Origin of the sequence: Serratia sp. BNK-4, assembly GCF_048685115.1 — a bacterium.
Lineage (GTDB): Bacteria > Pseudomonadota > Gammaproteobacteria > Enterobacterales > Enterobacteriaceae > Serratia > Serratia bockelmannii.
Window position 1 is genome coordinate 4267448 of sequence record NZ_JBLQTM010000001.1, and the last position, 13768, is coordinate 4281215.

Consider the following 13768-nt stretch of genomic DNA (forward strand, 5'->3'; position numbering starts at 1 on the left):
AATGTGATTCAGCCATTGATAGAAAAGTGTAAACGAGAGGAAGAGTGACATGCGTGCACTGTTATTGGAACAACAAGACGACCAAACTCTGGCTCATATCAAAGATATCGGCAGCGATCGGTTGCCGGAAGGCGATGTCACCGTCGACATCAACTGGTCAAGCCTGAACTATAAAGATGCGCTGGCGATCACCGGCAAAGGCAAGATCGTGCGCAACTTCCCGATGGTGCCGGGCATCGACTTCGCCGGCACCGTGCGCCACAGCCGCGACGATCGCTTCAAAGAGGGGCAAAGCGTGGTGCTCACCGGTTGGGGCGTGGGCGAACACCATTGGGGCGGCCTGGCCGAGCAGGCGCGCGTCTCCGGTGAGTGGCTGGTGCCGCTGCCGAACGGCCTGGATGAGCGCAAGGCGATGATCATCGGCACCGCCGGCTTTACCGCCATGCTGTGCGTGATGGCGCTGGAAGAAGGCGGCGTACACCCGGACGACGGCGATATCCTGGTCACCGGCGCCAGCGGCGGCGTGGGCAGCACCGCCATCGCCCTGCTGGCGGCGCTGGGTTACCGGGTGACCGCCATCAGCGGCCGCGACAGCAATACCGAGTACCTGAAAGCGCTCGGCGCCAAAGAGGTCATGTCGCGCGATGGCTATATCGACACGCCGCGTCCGCTGGAGAAACAGCTGTGGGCCGGCGCGGTGGACACCGTCGGCGACAAACTGCTGGCGCGGGTGCTGGCGCAGATGAACTATAACGGCACCGTCGCCGCCTGCGGCCTGGCGGGCGGTTATCAACTGCCGACCACCGTGATGCCGTTCATTCTGCGCAACGTGCGCCTGCAGGGCGTGGATTCGGTGCATACGCCGCTGCACCGCCGCCAAACCGCCTGGGAACGGCTGGCCGGCATTCTGCCGGACAGCTTCTATCAGCAGGCCACGCATGAAATCGCCCTCGAGCAGGCGCCGGCCACCGCCGCCGCGCTGCTGAACAACCAAATCACCGGCCGCACCCTGGTGAAAATCCGCTGACCTTCTCCCCCCGGCAACGGGGGGTTCGCCCGCATCTGCGAAATTTCATATTTTCCCGCGCCCCCTCGCTTCCGGCCGGCTTTAACGCCATGCTTATTTCATGAAGACCCGTCAGCCGCTCGCGGACGGCGGGCATCAGTCGCGGAGAGCATAAGCATGAACAAACACCCGAAATTAACCGAGGCCGACGTCACGCCGGAGAGCGTGTTCCACCAGCGGCGCAAGGTGCTGCAGGCGCTCGGCATCACCGCCGCCACGCTGGCGCTGCCTACCGGCGCGCAGGCGGACCTGCTGTCGTGGTTCAAGGGCAACGATCGCCCCAAGGCGCCGCCGGGCAAAGCGCTGGAATTCAGCAAACCGGCCGCCTGGCAGGCGCAGCTGGCGATGACGCCGGAAGACAAGGTCACCGGCTACAACAACTTCTATGAGTTCGGCCTCGACAAAGCCGATCCGGCCGCCAACGCCGGCGGGCTAAAGACCGAAGGCTGGAAAGTGCGCATCGACGGCGAAGTGGCGAAGCCGATCACGCTGGACATCGACGATCTGATGAAGCGTTTCCCGCTGGAACAGCGCATTTACCGCATGCGCTGCGTCGAGGCCTGGTCGATGGTGGTGCCGTGGATCGGTTTCGAACTGGGCAAGCTTCTCAAGCTGGCCGAACCGAACAGCAACGCGCGCTACGTGGCCTTCCAGACGCTGTACGATCCGGAGCAGATGCCCGGCCAGAAAGATCGCTTTATCGGCGGCGGCCTGAAATATCCCTACGTCGAAGGGCTGCGGCTGGACGAGGCGATGCATCCGCTGGCGCTGCTGACCGTCGGCGTATACGGCAAAACCCTGCCGCCGCAAAACGGCGCGCCGCTGCGGCTGATCACGCCGTGGAAATACGGCTTCAAAGGCATCAAATCGATCGTGCATATCCGTTTGGTGCGCGATCAGCCGCCGACTACCTGGAACCAATCCGCGCCGAACGAGTACGGTTTTTACGCCAACGTGAATCCGCACGTCGATCATCCGCGCTGGTCGCAGGCCACCGAGCGCTTTATCGGCTCCGGCGGCATTCTCGACGTCAAACGGCAGCCGACGTTGCTGTTCAACGGCTATGCCGACCAGGTAGCGTCGCTGTATCGCGGTATGGATCTGCGGGAGAATTTCTAAGTGCGCCTGACGCCTGTTCATATCAAATGGCTGAAAGCCGCCCTGCATCTGGCGGCGTTTTTGCCCTTTTTGTGGTTGGTGCTGGCAGTGGATCAAGGCTGGTTCAGCGCCGATCCGTCCAAGGACATCCAGCATTTCACCGGCAGGATGACGCTGAAACTGCTGCTGGCCACGCTGATGATAGCCCCGCTGGCGCGCTACGCCCGGCAGCCGCTGCTGATCCGCTGTCGCCGTCTGGTGGGGCTGTGGTGCTTTGCCTGGGGCACGCTGCACCTGATAAGCTACTCCACGCTGGAGCTGGGGCTGAGCAATCTCGGCCTGCTGGGCAGCGAGCTGGTGAACCGCCCGTATCTGACGCTCGGCATCCTCACCTGGTTGATCCTGCTGGCGCTGGCGGCCACGTCAACGCTGTGGGCAATGCGCAAGCTGGGGGCCAAATGGCAAACGTTGCACAACTTCGTCTATCTGGCGGCGATCCTCGCCCCCATCCACTACCTGTGGTCGGTCAAAACATTCTCCCCCCAGCCGTTCATTTACGCGCTGTTGGCGGTGGCGCTGTTGGGCCTGCGTTACAAGAAATTCCGCGCCTGGTGGCGCTGAATCGCGCGGCGGTGCGCGTTATTGGCGCGGAAAAACGCGCGCCGCCGGCGGGAACTTTTTCTGTGTTCCAGCGCTCATATTCCTGTCACGGATCCCCCAGTTCCTCGATTTGGGGTTGAATATCTTCGCTGATAAGACCAGTATTTAGCTGCGAATTGCTACGATATCGTTATAATGCCCGACCTTGTTTCTGTTCTCAGGGTGAATTTGCCCCTTAACAGGTGACAAATCGGTAACATCGGGTTATTTTCTACGATGATGGTTTTATTGCCGGAGATACCAGCACAATGGCGGATAAGTTTCACATTTTGCTTCTGAACGGCCCCAATCTCAATCTGCTGGGGACGCGTGAGCCGGAGAAGTACGGCAGCACGACGCTGACAGAGATTGTTAACGGATTGGAAAACCAGGCATCCGCATTGGATATTACCCTGAGCCATCTGCAATCCAACGCCGAGCATCAGCTGATCGATCGCATTCATCAGGCGCGCGGCAACACCGATTTCATTCTGATAAACCCGGCGGCGTTCACGCATACCAGCGTGGCGCTGCGCGATGCGTTGCTGGCGGTGCAGATCCCGTTCATCGAGATCCACCTGTCCAACGTGCACGCCCGCGAACCTTTCCGCCATCACTCTTATCTCTCAGACGTAGCGGTAGGCGTGATTTGCGGCCTCGGCGCGGATGGCTACGCTTTCGCTTTACAGGCAGCGGTTAACCGTCTGTCGAAAACCCACTAATTGCTCCACAAAAAGAGTACGGAATCACACTCATGGATATTCGTAAAATCAAGAAACTGATCGAACTGGTTGAAGAATCAGGTATTTCTGAACTGGAAATCTCTGAAGGCGAAGAATCGGTTCGCATCAGCCGTGCCGCACCGGCGCAGGCTTATCCCGTCATGCAGCAGGCTTACGCGATGCCGGCACAGCAGCAGCCAGCCCTGGCTACCGCCGTTGCCACCGCGCCTGCGGCAGAAACCCCTGCAGCACCGGCGGCCGTGAGTGGCCATGTCGTTCGTTCCCCAATGGTAGGCACCTTCTACCGCACCCCAAGCCCGGACGCGAAAGCCTTCGTGGAAGTGGGCCAGAAAGTGAACGCCGGCGATACCCTGTGCATCGTTGAAGCCATGAAAATGATGAACCAGATCGAAGCGGACAAGTCCGGCGTCGTGAAAGCCATCCTGGTGGAAAACGGCCAGCCGGTCGAATATGACGAGCCGCTGGTCGTCATCGAATAACGAGGCGCCCCCATGCTTGATAAAATTGTTATCGCCAACCGCGGCGAGATCGCGCTTCGCATACTGCGTGCCTGTAAAGAATTGGGCATCAAGACCGTTGCGGTTCACTCCGCGGCCGACCGCGATCTGAAACACGTTCTGCTGGCCGACGAGACCGTCTGCATCGGTCCTGCGCCATCGGTAAAAAGCTACCTGAACATCCCGGCCATCATCTCGGCGGCGGAAATCACCGGCGCCGTGGCGATCCACCCGGGCTACGGCTTCCTGTCGGAGAACGCCGACTTCGCCGAGCAGGTTGAACGCTCCGGCTTCATCTTCATCGGCCCGAGAGCCGAAACCATCCGCCTGATGGGCGACAAGGTTTCCGCGATCAACGCCATGAAAAAAGCCGGCGTGCCCTGCGTACCGGGCTCCGACGGCCCGCTGACCGACGACATGGATAAAAACCGTGCCTTCGCCAAGCGCATCGGTTATCCGGTGATCATCAAGGCCTCCGGCGGCGGCGGCGGTCGCGGCATGCGCGTCGTGCGCAGCGACAAAGACCTTGAGCAGTCCATCAACATGACGAAAGCGGAAGCCAAAGCGGCTTTCAACAACGACATGGTGTACATGGAAAAATACCTGGAGAATCCGCGCCACATCGAGATTCAGGTATTGGCCGACGGCCAGGGCAACGCCATCTATCTGGCCGAGCGCGACTGCTCCATGCAGCGCCGCCACCAGAAAGTGGTCGAAGAAGCGCCGGCGCCGGGCATCACCAGCGAAATGCGCCGCTACATCGGCGAGCGCTGCTCGAAAGCCTGTGTGGAAATCGGCTACCGCGGTGCGGGCACCTTCGAGTTCCTGTATGAAAACGGCGAGTTCTATTTCATCGAAATGAACACCCGTATTCAGGTAGAACACCCGGTTACCGAAATGATCACCGGCGTGGATCTGATCAAAGAGCAGCTGCGCATCGCTGCCGGTCAGCCGCTGTCGATCAAACAGGAAGAAGTGAAGATCCACGGCCACGCGGTAGAATGCCGCATCAACGCCGAAGATCCGAACACCTTCCTGCCGAGCCCGGGCAAGATCACCCGCTTCCACGCGCCAGGCGGTTTCGGCGTGCGTTGGGAATCTCATATCTACGCCGGTTATACCGTACCGCCGTACTATGACTCCATGATCGGCAAACTGATCACCTTCGGCGAAAACCGTGACGTGGCGATTGCCCGCATGAAAAACGCCTTGGCTGAACTGATCATCGACGGCATCAAAACCAACGTTGAGCTGCAGCAGAAGATCATGAACGACGAAAACTTCCAGCACGGTGGCACCAACATCCACTATCTGGAGAAGAAGCTGGGTCTGCAGGAAACCTAAGGCAGCCACGCAGCATCGTCTGACGAAAGGCCGGTTAATCACCGGCCTTTTTCTTTGGCGCTGCGCCAGTAACGGCTTGGCAAAACGCCGTCATGCCGTAAAATTCCCTACCTTTGATGAATCCATCACCGTAAACCTATGGGAGACACGGATGGACAAACGCTTTATTCAGGCGCACAGCGAAGCGCGCTGGGCGCTGGGGCTGACGCTGCTCTACCTGCTGGCCTGGGGGCTGGCGGCCTACCTGCCGGACAGCGCCATCGGCGTCACCGGCCTGCCGCACTGGTTCGAAATGGCCTGCCTGCTGGTCCCGCTGCTGTTCACCGGCCTGTGCTGGCTGATGGTGCGCACGGTGTTCCGCGACATTTCGCTGGAGGACAGCGATGCAAACTGAAGTGATCCTGCCGCTGGTCGCCTACCTGTTGCTGGTATTCGGCCTGTCGGTGTATGCCTACAGCCGCCGCCAGAGCGGGAATTTCCTCAGCGAATACTTTCTCGGCAACCGCTCGATGGGCGGCTTTGTGCTGGCGATGACCTTGACCGCCACCTACATCAGCGCCAGTTCGTTTATCGGCGGCCCCGGCGCCGCCTATAAATACGGCCTGGGCTGGGTGCTGCTGGCGATGATCCAGCTACCGGCGGTGTGGCTGTCGCTCGGCGTGCTGGGCAAGAAATTCGCCATCCTGGCGCGGCGCTACAACGCCATCACCCTCAATGACATGCTGTATGGCCGCTACCAGAGCCGCCTGCTGGTGTGGCTGGCCAGCCTCAGTCTGCTGGTGGCGTTCCTCGGCGCCATGACGGTGCAGTTTATCGGTGGCGCCCGCCTGCTGGAGACCGCCGCCGGCATTCCCTACGACACCGGCCTGCTGATCTTCGGCATCAGCATCGCGCTGTACACCGCCTTCGGCGGCTTCCGCGCCAGCGTGCTGAACGACGCCATGCAGGGGCTGGTGATGCTGCTCGGCACCGTGCTGCTGCTGGTGGCGGTGATCCACGCCGCCGGCGGATTGGACAGCGCGGTGGACAAGCTGCAGCAGATCGATCCGGCGCTAGTGTCGCCGCAGGGCGGCGATCAAATCCTCAGCCTGCCGTTTATGGCGTCGTTCTGGATCCTGGTGTGCTTCGGGGTGATCGGCCTGCCGCACACCGCCGTGCGCTGCATCTCTTACAAAGACAGCAAGGCGGTGCATCGCGGCATTCTGCTCGGCACCGTGGTGGTGGCGGTGCTGATGTTCGGCATGCACCTGGCCGGCGCACTCGGCCGCGCGGTCTTGCCGGACCTCAAGATCCCCGATCAGGTGATCCCGACGCTGATGATCACCGTGCTGCCGCCGTACGCCGCCGGGATCTTTTTGGCGGCGCCGATGGCGGCGATCATGTCGACCATCAACGCCCAGCTGCTGCAATCCTCCGCCACCATCATCAAGGATCTCTACCTGGGCGTACGCCCACAGCAGATCCACAACGAGCGGTTGATCAAGCGCTTCTCCAGCCTGACCACGCTGATCCTCGGTCTGCTGGTGCTGCTGGCGGCCTGGCGGCCGCCAGAGATGATCATCTGGCTCAACCTGCTGGCTTTCGGCGGGTTGGAGGCGGTCTTCCTGTGGCCGCTGGTGCTGGGCCTGTATTGGGAACGCGCCAATGCTCAGGGAGCGCTTAGCTCAATGGTGTCGGGTGCGGTATGCTATACGCTATTGGCCAGCTTCAACCTGCAACCGGCGGGGCTGCATCCTATCGTGCCTTCGCTGTTGCTCAGCCTGTTGGCGTTTTATCTCGGTAACGTCGTCGGCGAAAAGCGCCGGGCGGCGTCATCATTACCCTCTTAAAGAGAATTGCTATGCCTTGGATCCAACTCAAACTGAACACCACCGGCAGCCAGGCGGAAGACCTGAGCGACGCGCTGGTGGAAAGCGGCGCCGTGTCGGTGACCTTCCAGGACACCCACGACAACCCGGTGTTCGAACCGCTGCCGGGTGAAACCCTGCTGTGGGGCGATACCGACGTGATCGGCCTGTACGACGCCGAAACCGATATGGCCGAGGTGGTGGTGATGCTGGAACAGCACCCGCTGCTGGGCGCCGGTTTCCGCCACAAGATAGAACAGCTGGAAGACAAGGACTGGGAGCGCGAGTGGATGGACAACTTCCACCCGATGCGCTTCGGTGAGCGCTTGTGGATCTGCCCGAGCTGGCGCGACGTTCCCGATCCCGACGCGGTTAACGTGATGCTCGATCCGGGCCTGGCGTTCGGCACCGGCACCCACCCGACCACCGCGCTGTGTCTGCAGTGGCTGGACGGCCTCGATCTGGCCGGCAAAACCGTCATCGACTTCGGCTGCGGTTCCGGCATCCTGGCGATCGCCGCGCTGAAGCTGGGTGCGGCGCGCGCTATCGGCATCGACATCGATCCCCAGGCCATTCAGGCCAGCCGCGACAACGCACAGCGTAACGGCGTTTCAGAGCGTCTGGAGCTGTATCTGCCGAAAGACCAGCCGGCGGACCTGCTGGCGGACGTGGTGGTCGCCAACATCCTCGCCGGCCCGCTGCGCGAGCTGGCGCCGCTGATAGGTTGCCTGCCGAAGGCCGGCGGTCATCTGGGGCTGTCCGGCGTGCTGGCCAGCCAGGCGAGCAGCGTAGCGGAAGCCTACGAAGAGAAGTTCACGCTCGATCCGGTCGCCGAGCGCGAAGAGTGGTGCCGTATCACCGGCCGCCGCAAGTAAGCGTCACGGTCTATTGCCTCCTCATCCACCGGCCCTGCGCCGGTGGATTTTTTTTGTCCGGCGATCGCCAGACGGACGAGACAAAATTTTATGCAATTTTTTGCCGTTCAACGACGGATCGCCCTGACAATGCGCCTTCCAGGCAGGCTATACCAGCAAAAATAGCGGGCGAATGCAGATAATATTCTGCACAAAGGCGAATATTTTGCCGCACACAAAATAAGCACTTTTCGTCAACTTATTGTAAAATATATATAATATTTTTATGAATCGCCGCGTAGCGCATTTTTCGCCCTAATACAGGGCCAATTGGTTAAAGTTTGGCCTTTCATCTCGACGCAAAAATGCGTAATATACGCGCCCTTGCGGACACAGTATGGTCACTCTTTGTCTATGCGCATTGGACACCACCAGCTTACTAATTGCCTGATTGCGGCCCCGATGGCCGGTATTACAGATCGCCCGTTCAGAACCCTCTGTCATGCAATGGGTGCTGGGATGGCTGTATCCGAAATGCTCTCCTCCAACCCGGAGGTGTGGCGGACGGATAAGTCGCGTCTGCGTATGGTGCATAGCGATGAACCAGGGATCCGCTCCGTGCAGATTGCCGGATGCGATCCTGATGATATGGCCGCCGCCGCGCGTATCAACGTGGCCAGCGGCGCGCAGATCATCGACATCAATATGGGATGCCCGGCCAAAAAAGTGAACCGGAAGCTTGCCGGGTCCGCTTTGTTGCAGTACCCGGATCTGGTTAAACGGATCCTCCACGCGGTGGTTGACGCAGTGGATGTGCCGGTAACGCTGAAGATTCGCACCGGCTGGGCGCCAGAGCATCGTAACTGTGTAGAGATTGCCCAACTGGCCGAAGACTGTGGTATTCAGGCCCTGACGATTCACGGCCGAACCCGCGCCTGTCTGTTTAACGGCAACGCGGAATACGACAGCATTCGGGCAGTTAAGCAGAGTGTTTCCATTCCGATTATCGCGAATGGGGATATTACTGACCCGCATAAAGCCAGAGCAGTGCTCGACTACACCGGGGCCGATGCCCTGATGATAGGCCGCGCTGCTCAGGGGAGACCCTGGATCTTCCGGGAAATCCAGCATTATCTGGACACTGGGGAGTTGCTGCCGCCGCTGCCGCTTGGCGAGGTGAAGCGCTTGTTGATTGGGCACATTCGGGAATTGCACGGCTTTTATGGCCAAGGCAAGGGATTCCGGATTGCTCGTAAGCACGTGTCCTGGTATCTCCAGGAACACGCTCCGAATGACCAGTTTCGGCGCACATTCAACGCCATAGAGGATGCCAGCGAACAGCTGGAGGCGTTGGAGGCATATTTCGAAAATCTTAGCGTAAAAAAAGAGCTGACAGAACTATGTTCGAACAACGCGTAAATTCTGACGTACTGACCGTTTCTACCGTTAACTCACAAGATCAGGTGACTCAAAAGCCTCTGCGTGACTCGGTTAAACAAGCACTGAAGAACTATTTTGCTCAACTGAACGGTCAAGACGTAAATGACCTGTATGAGCTGGTACTGGCTGAAGTTGAACAGCCACTGTTGGACATGGTGATGCAATACACCCGTGGCAACCAGACCCGCGCAGCCCTGATGATGGGCATCAACCGCGGCACGCTGCGTAAGAAGCTGAAAAAATACGGCATGAACTGATACTAGTCAGTTAACGTGTTGAAAAGGCGCTTTATCTCATTTGATAAGCGCCTTTTTCTTTGTCTGATTTATGCCTACATTGGCGGGGCTTTGCGCGGAATGCGCTTATCAATATATCCGGCAATGAAATAGCAAATACCCGCCACGGCCGCGACCATCACGGAGCGCTTCCACCCGTCCAACTCCACACCCAGGCTATCCAGCCCGCTCAACATCCCAAACACCAGCAGACCCAAGATAACCGATGCTCTGCCTGTCCAGGTTGGTGAGGGTGTCAATAAACGCCTTACCCAGTGGGATCTCATAGAGCTTCCTCCTTGCTTACGATTGAGTCGCCAATCGATGAAGAATACTCTCACGTTTTACTCGGGGCGACAAAGCGGGGGCATAGGCTCTGGTTTGCGGGCAATAAAAAAGGCCGCAGCGCGGCCCTTGGGGTAAAGCGGAGACCTTATTCGGTCGCTTTGTTCTTGAGGCTTTCCGCCCCTTGCTTGGTCTTGTCCCAAGCCTTCTCCGTACCCTGTTTGGTGGAGTGCCAGGCCTTTTGCGAGCCTTCGCTCACTTTGCTGCCGACGCTGTCGCTCTTGCCTTCGGCGGCGTGCTTGGCTTTCAGCTTCAGCTCTTCACCCTTGTCCTGAGACTGGTGCAGCTTTTCTTTGGCGGTATCCGCCCCTTTATGCGCCTCAGCGACGACCTCGTTGCTGGCGTGAGCGGCGGTGTCGGTCGCGGTTTCAGCAGCGAACACCGGGGAAGCGAGCAGCAGTGCAGACAAGGCAATGATTGATTTCTTCATAAGTCCCTCTTTTCTCAGATACGTGCCATTCGTCATGAAACAAGATGGCATGAAATGCCCCTTGAACGATTTAAGAATAGGACTAAAACCAAAAAAATCGATACAAAATTTTATTACCAACGGTTTTATTGATTTTTTATGCCACCAAGCAGTATGAGCGGGGAAAGCGCACGAAAAAGTTAAATTTTTCCTGTCACAAAACTATAATTTGTACGAATTTTTAACAAGCACCAACAGGGATGGATTCTATGGTTGCCGCGATCATTATCGGCATTTTTATCATCAGCTTCCTCTACGCACACTCCCGCGGCAAAGAGAAACAAAAGCTTACCCGCCAACTGTTCGATCACTCCACCTTTATGGGGCCGATCAACATGTTTATGACCGGCTTCTCCCGTTTGCCCGCCAAACAGCCCTATTTCGACGAAAAAGGCTTCCCGGAGCTGCAGACGCTGACCGACAACTGGCAGGTGATCCGCGAGGAAGCCGTGCGCTTGCAGGATCACATCAAAAAGGCGCAGTCGCACAACGACGCCGGATTCAACACCTTCTTCAAGCGCGGCTGGAAACGTTTTTATCTGAAGTGGTACAGCGACAGCCACCCTTCGGCGCAAACGCTGTGCCCGAAAACCGTCGAGCTGCTCAACCGCATCCCGTCGGTCAAGGCCGCGATGTTCGCCGAGCTGCCGCCCGGCAGCCATTTAGGTAAACACCGCGATCCTTACGCCGGCTCGGTGCGCTACCATCTGGGGCTGATGACGCCCAACGACGATCGCTGCTTCATCGAGGTCGATGGCGAGCAGCACAGTTGGCGTGACGGCGAGGCGGTGATCTTTGATGAAACCTACGTGCACTGGGCGCAGAACGCCACCGATCAGACGCGCATCATTCTGTTTTGCGACGTCGAACGGCCGATGAAATGGCGCTGGGCGCAGGCGGTCAACCACTGGGTCGGCGCCACGCTGATGTCGGCAGCCAGCTCGCCGAACGACGATCAGGACCGCACCGGCGGCATCAACCGCATCTTCAAGTACGTCAACGCAGTGCGCGATGCCGGCCAACGCCTGAAAGCGCGCAACCGCCGTGGTTACTACCTGCTGAAGTGGCTGGTGATCGTCGCTATTTTCGCCGCCATCATCCTCCCCAGCCTGTAAACCGTCGCCAATCGTCAACACAGGGGCAACGCGAATGAGAATATTCGCATGCCCCTCTTCCGCCACACCCCGTACCCTGTGTTAACATACACGTTCCTAGAGCCGCCTCCGCTGGCCAACAGCTATCCCTCCGAAGCCTGATAGCAGCGCAAACCGCCCTTCGAATGTAAATGTTTAGTCAATTATGGAATTCCGACTAAACCCTGGCCGTACCTGGGTGTCTGAGTAGTCGTATCGCTATCGAGTGGAACCTTTATATGCGTTACAGCTTGCTGCCCCTTTTAACGTATAAAAAGAGTTTCTATGAAATCAGCCAAAGCATTTCAACTGGCCTTGCTGCACCCGCGCTACTGGTTAACCTGGTTCGGCCTCGCCCTGCTGTTCCTGCTGGTCCAGCTCCCCTACCCGTTGCTCAATCGGCTGGGAGTGTGGATGGGGCGTACCTCGATGCGATTTCTCAAACGCCGCGTCACCATCACTCGTCGCAACCTCGAGCTGTGTTTCCCCGAGATGGACGAAGCGCAGCGCGAGCGCAAGGTGGTGGGCAACTTCGAATCGCTCGGCATGGGCCTGTTGGAAACCGGCATGGCCTGGTTCTGGTCGGATAAACGCGTCAAACGCTGGTTCAACGTCTCCGGCATCAACCACCTCAAAATGGCGCAGCGCGACGATCGCGGCGTGCTGGTGATCGGCGTGCACTTCATGTCGCTGGAGCTGGGCGGCCGGGCAATGGGCCTGTGCCAGCCGATGATGGCGATGTACCGTCCGCACAACAATAAAGCGATGGAGTGGGCGCAGACCAAAGGCCGCATGCGTTCCAACAAGGCGATGATCGACCGCAAAGATCTGCGGGGCATGGTGCACGCGCTCAAGCGCGGCGAGGCGGTATGGTTCGCGCCGGATCAGGACTACGGCCCGCGCGGCAGCGTATTCGCCCCGCTGTTCGCCGTCGATCAGGCCGCTACCACCAGCGGCACCTTTATGCTGGCGCGCATGGCCAACCCGGCGCTGGTGCCGGTGGTGCTGATCCGCCGCGAAGGCGGCCGCGGCTACGACCTGCTGATCCAGCCGGCCCTGGAAGACTATCCACTCAGCGACGAACAGGCGGCGGCGGCTTACATGAACAAAGTGATCGAGAAAGAGATCATGCGAGCGCCGGAGCAATACATGTGGCTGCACCGCCGTTTCAAAACCCGACCGGCTGGTGCGCCCTCGCTGTACTGACCTTTTTTTCAGCCCGGCCAATGCCGGGCTTTTTTGTGCGCCACCTTTAAAAAACGGCGGCTCGACACTCTACTTTCCTGTAATCTCCTTCTTTACCCGCACAGGAACGGAAATGATGAAAGCTCAAGTTCGCATTGCTCTGGTCGGTGATTACAACCCGCAAGCCGTGGCCCATCAGGCCATCCCCGTGGCGCTCCAGCTCACCGCCGCCCATCTCGATATTGACGTGCAGCCCCAGTGGCTACCGACCGAAACCTTGATCTCCCCCGAAACGCTGCAAAATTTCGACGCCATCTGGGTGGTGCCAGGCAGCCCGTATCGTTACGACGACGGCGCCTTTATGGCGATCCGTCATGCGCGGGAAAACGACGTGCCGTTCCTCGGCTCCTGCGGTGGTTTTCAATACGCCATCGTCGAATACGCCCGCAACGTGATGGGCTGGCACGACGCCGGCCATGCGGAAACCGACAGCGGTGGCCGGCTGGTGATCGCCCCGCTGAGTTGCTCGCTGGTGGAAAAAACCGGCGACATCGTTTTTCAGCCCGACACCCGCGTCGCACAGGCCTACGGCAGCCTGAACACCCATGAAGGCTACCACTGCAACTTTGGCGTGAATCCGGAATTCGTCGCCGATCTTGAGCGCTTCCCGCTGATCATCAGCGGCCACGACAGCGAAGGCGACGTGCGCGCCATCGAACTGCCGGGCCGGCGTTTTTACGTCGCCACGCTGTTCCAGTCGGAACGCGCCGCGCTGCGCGGCGAGCTTTCACCGCTGGTGGTGGAACTCGTCAAAACAGCCGCCAACGGGTAAA

The 13768-nt window shown here is 59.1% G+C and carries 15 protein-coding genes; 14 read left to right on the top strand and 1 reads right to left on the bottom strand.

Going from position 1 to position 13768, the window contains the following annotated elements; all coding sequences use genetic code 11:
• The first annotated feature begins 49 nt into the window (after positions 1-49).
• The 11 genes from ACMGGW_RS20370 to fis all read left to right on the top strand — a co-directional run bounded on the left by ACMGGW_RS20370 (position 50) and on the right by fis (position 9785).
• Positions 50-1027, top strand: coding sequence for an MDR family oxidoreductase (locus tag ACMGGW_RS20370; RefSeq protein WP_004936902.1), 978 nt, complete (start codon positions 50-52; stop codon positions 1025-1027).
• A 156-nt stretch (positions 1028-1183) separates the two neighbouring features.
• Positions 1184-2185 carry a protein-methionine-sulfoxide reductase catalytic subunit MsrP gene (msrP, locus tag ACMGGW_RS20375; protein WP_025304423.1) on the top strand — a complete coding sequence of 334 codons (1002 nt, stop codon included), beginning with the start codon at positions 1184-1186 and terminating at the stop codon, positions 2183-2185.
• Entirely contained in the window at positions 2186-2785 is a 600-nt protein-coding gene (gene msrQ / locus ACMGGW_RS20380; protein WP_004936895.1) for a protein-methionine-sulfoxide reductase heme-binding subunit MsrQ, read from the top strand. It abuts the gene before it with no gap.
• Between the two features lie 287 nt (positions 2786-3072).
• A complete protein-coding gene (gene aroQ / locus ACMGGW_RS20385) occupies positions 3073-3525 on the top strand; it encodes a type II 3-dehydroquinate dehydratase (protein ID WP_004936891.1) in 453 nt (150 codons plus the stop codon).
• Positions 3526-3557: 32 nt separating this feature from the next.
• Entirely contained in the window at positions 3558-4025 is a 468-nt protein-coding gene (gene accB / locus ACMGGW_RS20390) for an acetyl-CoA carboxylase biotin carboxyl carrier protein (protein ID WP_004936889.1), read from the top strand.
• Between the two features lie 12 nt (positions 4026-4037).
• The gene (accC, locus tag ACMGGW_RS20395) at positions 4038-5387 is read left to right on the top strand and encodes an acetyl-CoA carboxylase biotin carboxylase subunit (protein WP_019453177.1); all 1350 of its coding nucleotides are present in this window, start codon (positions 4038-4040) and stop codon (positions 5385-5387) included.
• Between the two features lie 151 nt (positions 5388-5538).
• A complete protein-coding gene (locus ACMGGW_RS20400; protein ID WP_164067740.1) occupies positions 5539-5781 on the top strand; it encodes a YhdT family protein in 243 nt (80 codons plus the stop codon).
• Positions 5771-7216 (top strand): sodium/pantothenate symporter, encoded by a 1446-nt coding sequence (gene panF / locus ACMGGW_RS20405; protein ID WP_197832234.1) that lies wholly within the window; start codon positions 5771-5773, stop codon positions 7214-7216. The genes ACMGGW_RS20400 and panF overlap by 11 nt, the downstream gene beginning before the upstream one ends.
• A gap of 11 nt (positions 7217-7227) precedes the next feature.
• Positions 7228-8109, top strand: a complete 882-nt coding sequence (gene prmA / locus ACMGGW_RS20410; protein WP_197832233.1) for a 50S ribosomal protein L11 methyltransferase — start codon at positions 7228-7230, stop codon at positions 8107-8109.
• Positions 8110-8502: 393 nt separating this feature from the next.
• On the top strand, positions 8503-9507 hold the full coding sequence (gene dusB, locus ACMGGW_RS20415; RefSeq protein WP_025304426.1) for a tRNA dihydrouridine synthase DusB: 1005 nt from the start codon (positions 8503-8505) through the stop codon (positions 9505-9507).
• Positions 9489-9785 (top strand): DNA-binding transcriptional regulator Fis, encoded by a 297-nt coding sequence (gene fis, locus ACMGGW_RS20420; protein ID WP_000462905.1) that lies wholly within the window; start codon positions 9489-9491, stop codon positions 9783-9785. The genes dusB and fis overlap by 19 nt, the downstream gene beginning before the upstream one ends.
• 451 nt (positions 9786-10236) lie before the next feature.
• Here fis and ACMGGW_RS20425 read toward each other — a convergent pair whose 3' ends face one another.
• Positions 10237-10578, bottom strand: a complete 342-nt coding sequence (locus tag ACMGGW_RS20425; protein WP_016930249.1) for a hypothetical protein — start codon at positions 10576-10578, stop codon at positions 10237-10239.
• A 248-nt stretch (positions 10579-10826) separates the two neighbouring features.
• Between ACMGGW_RS20425 and lpxO the strand changes: the two genes are divergently transcribed.
• The 3 genes from lpxO to ACMGGW_RS20440 all read left to right on the top strand — a co-directional run bounded on the left by lpxO (position 10827) and on the right by ACMGGW_RS20440 (position 13767).
• Entirely contained in the window at positions 10827-11732 is a 906-nt protein-coding gene (gene lpxO / locus ACMGGW_RS20430; RefSeq protein ID WP_025304427.1) for a lipid A hydroxylase LpxO, read from the top strand.
• 303 nt (positions 11733-12035) lie between these two features.
• Complete coding sequence (gene lpxP / locus ACMGGW_RS20435) at positions 12036-12956, top strand: kdo(2)-lipid IV(A) palmitoleoyltransferase (RefSeq protein WP_016930250.1); 921 nt, start codon at positions 12036-12038, stop codon at positions 12954-12956.
• Positions 12957-13068: 112 nt separating this feature from the next.
• Positions 13069-13767 carry a CTP synthase gene (locus tag ACMGGW_RS20440; RefSeq protein ID WP_169540440.1) on the top strand — a complete coding sequence of 233 codons (699 nt, stop codon included), beginning with the start codon at positions 13069-13071 and terminating at the stop codon, positions 13765-13767.
• Position 13768 lies beyond the last annotated feature (1 nt).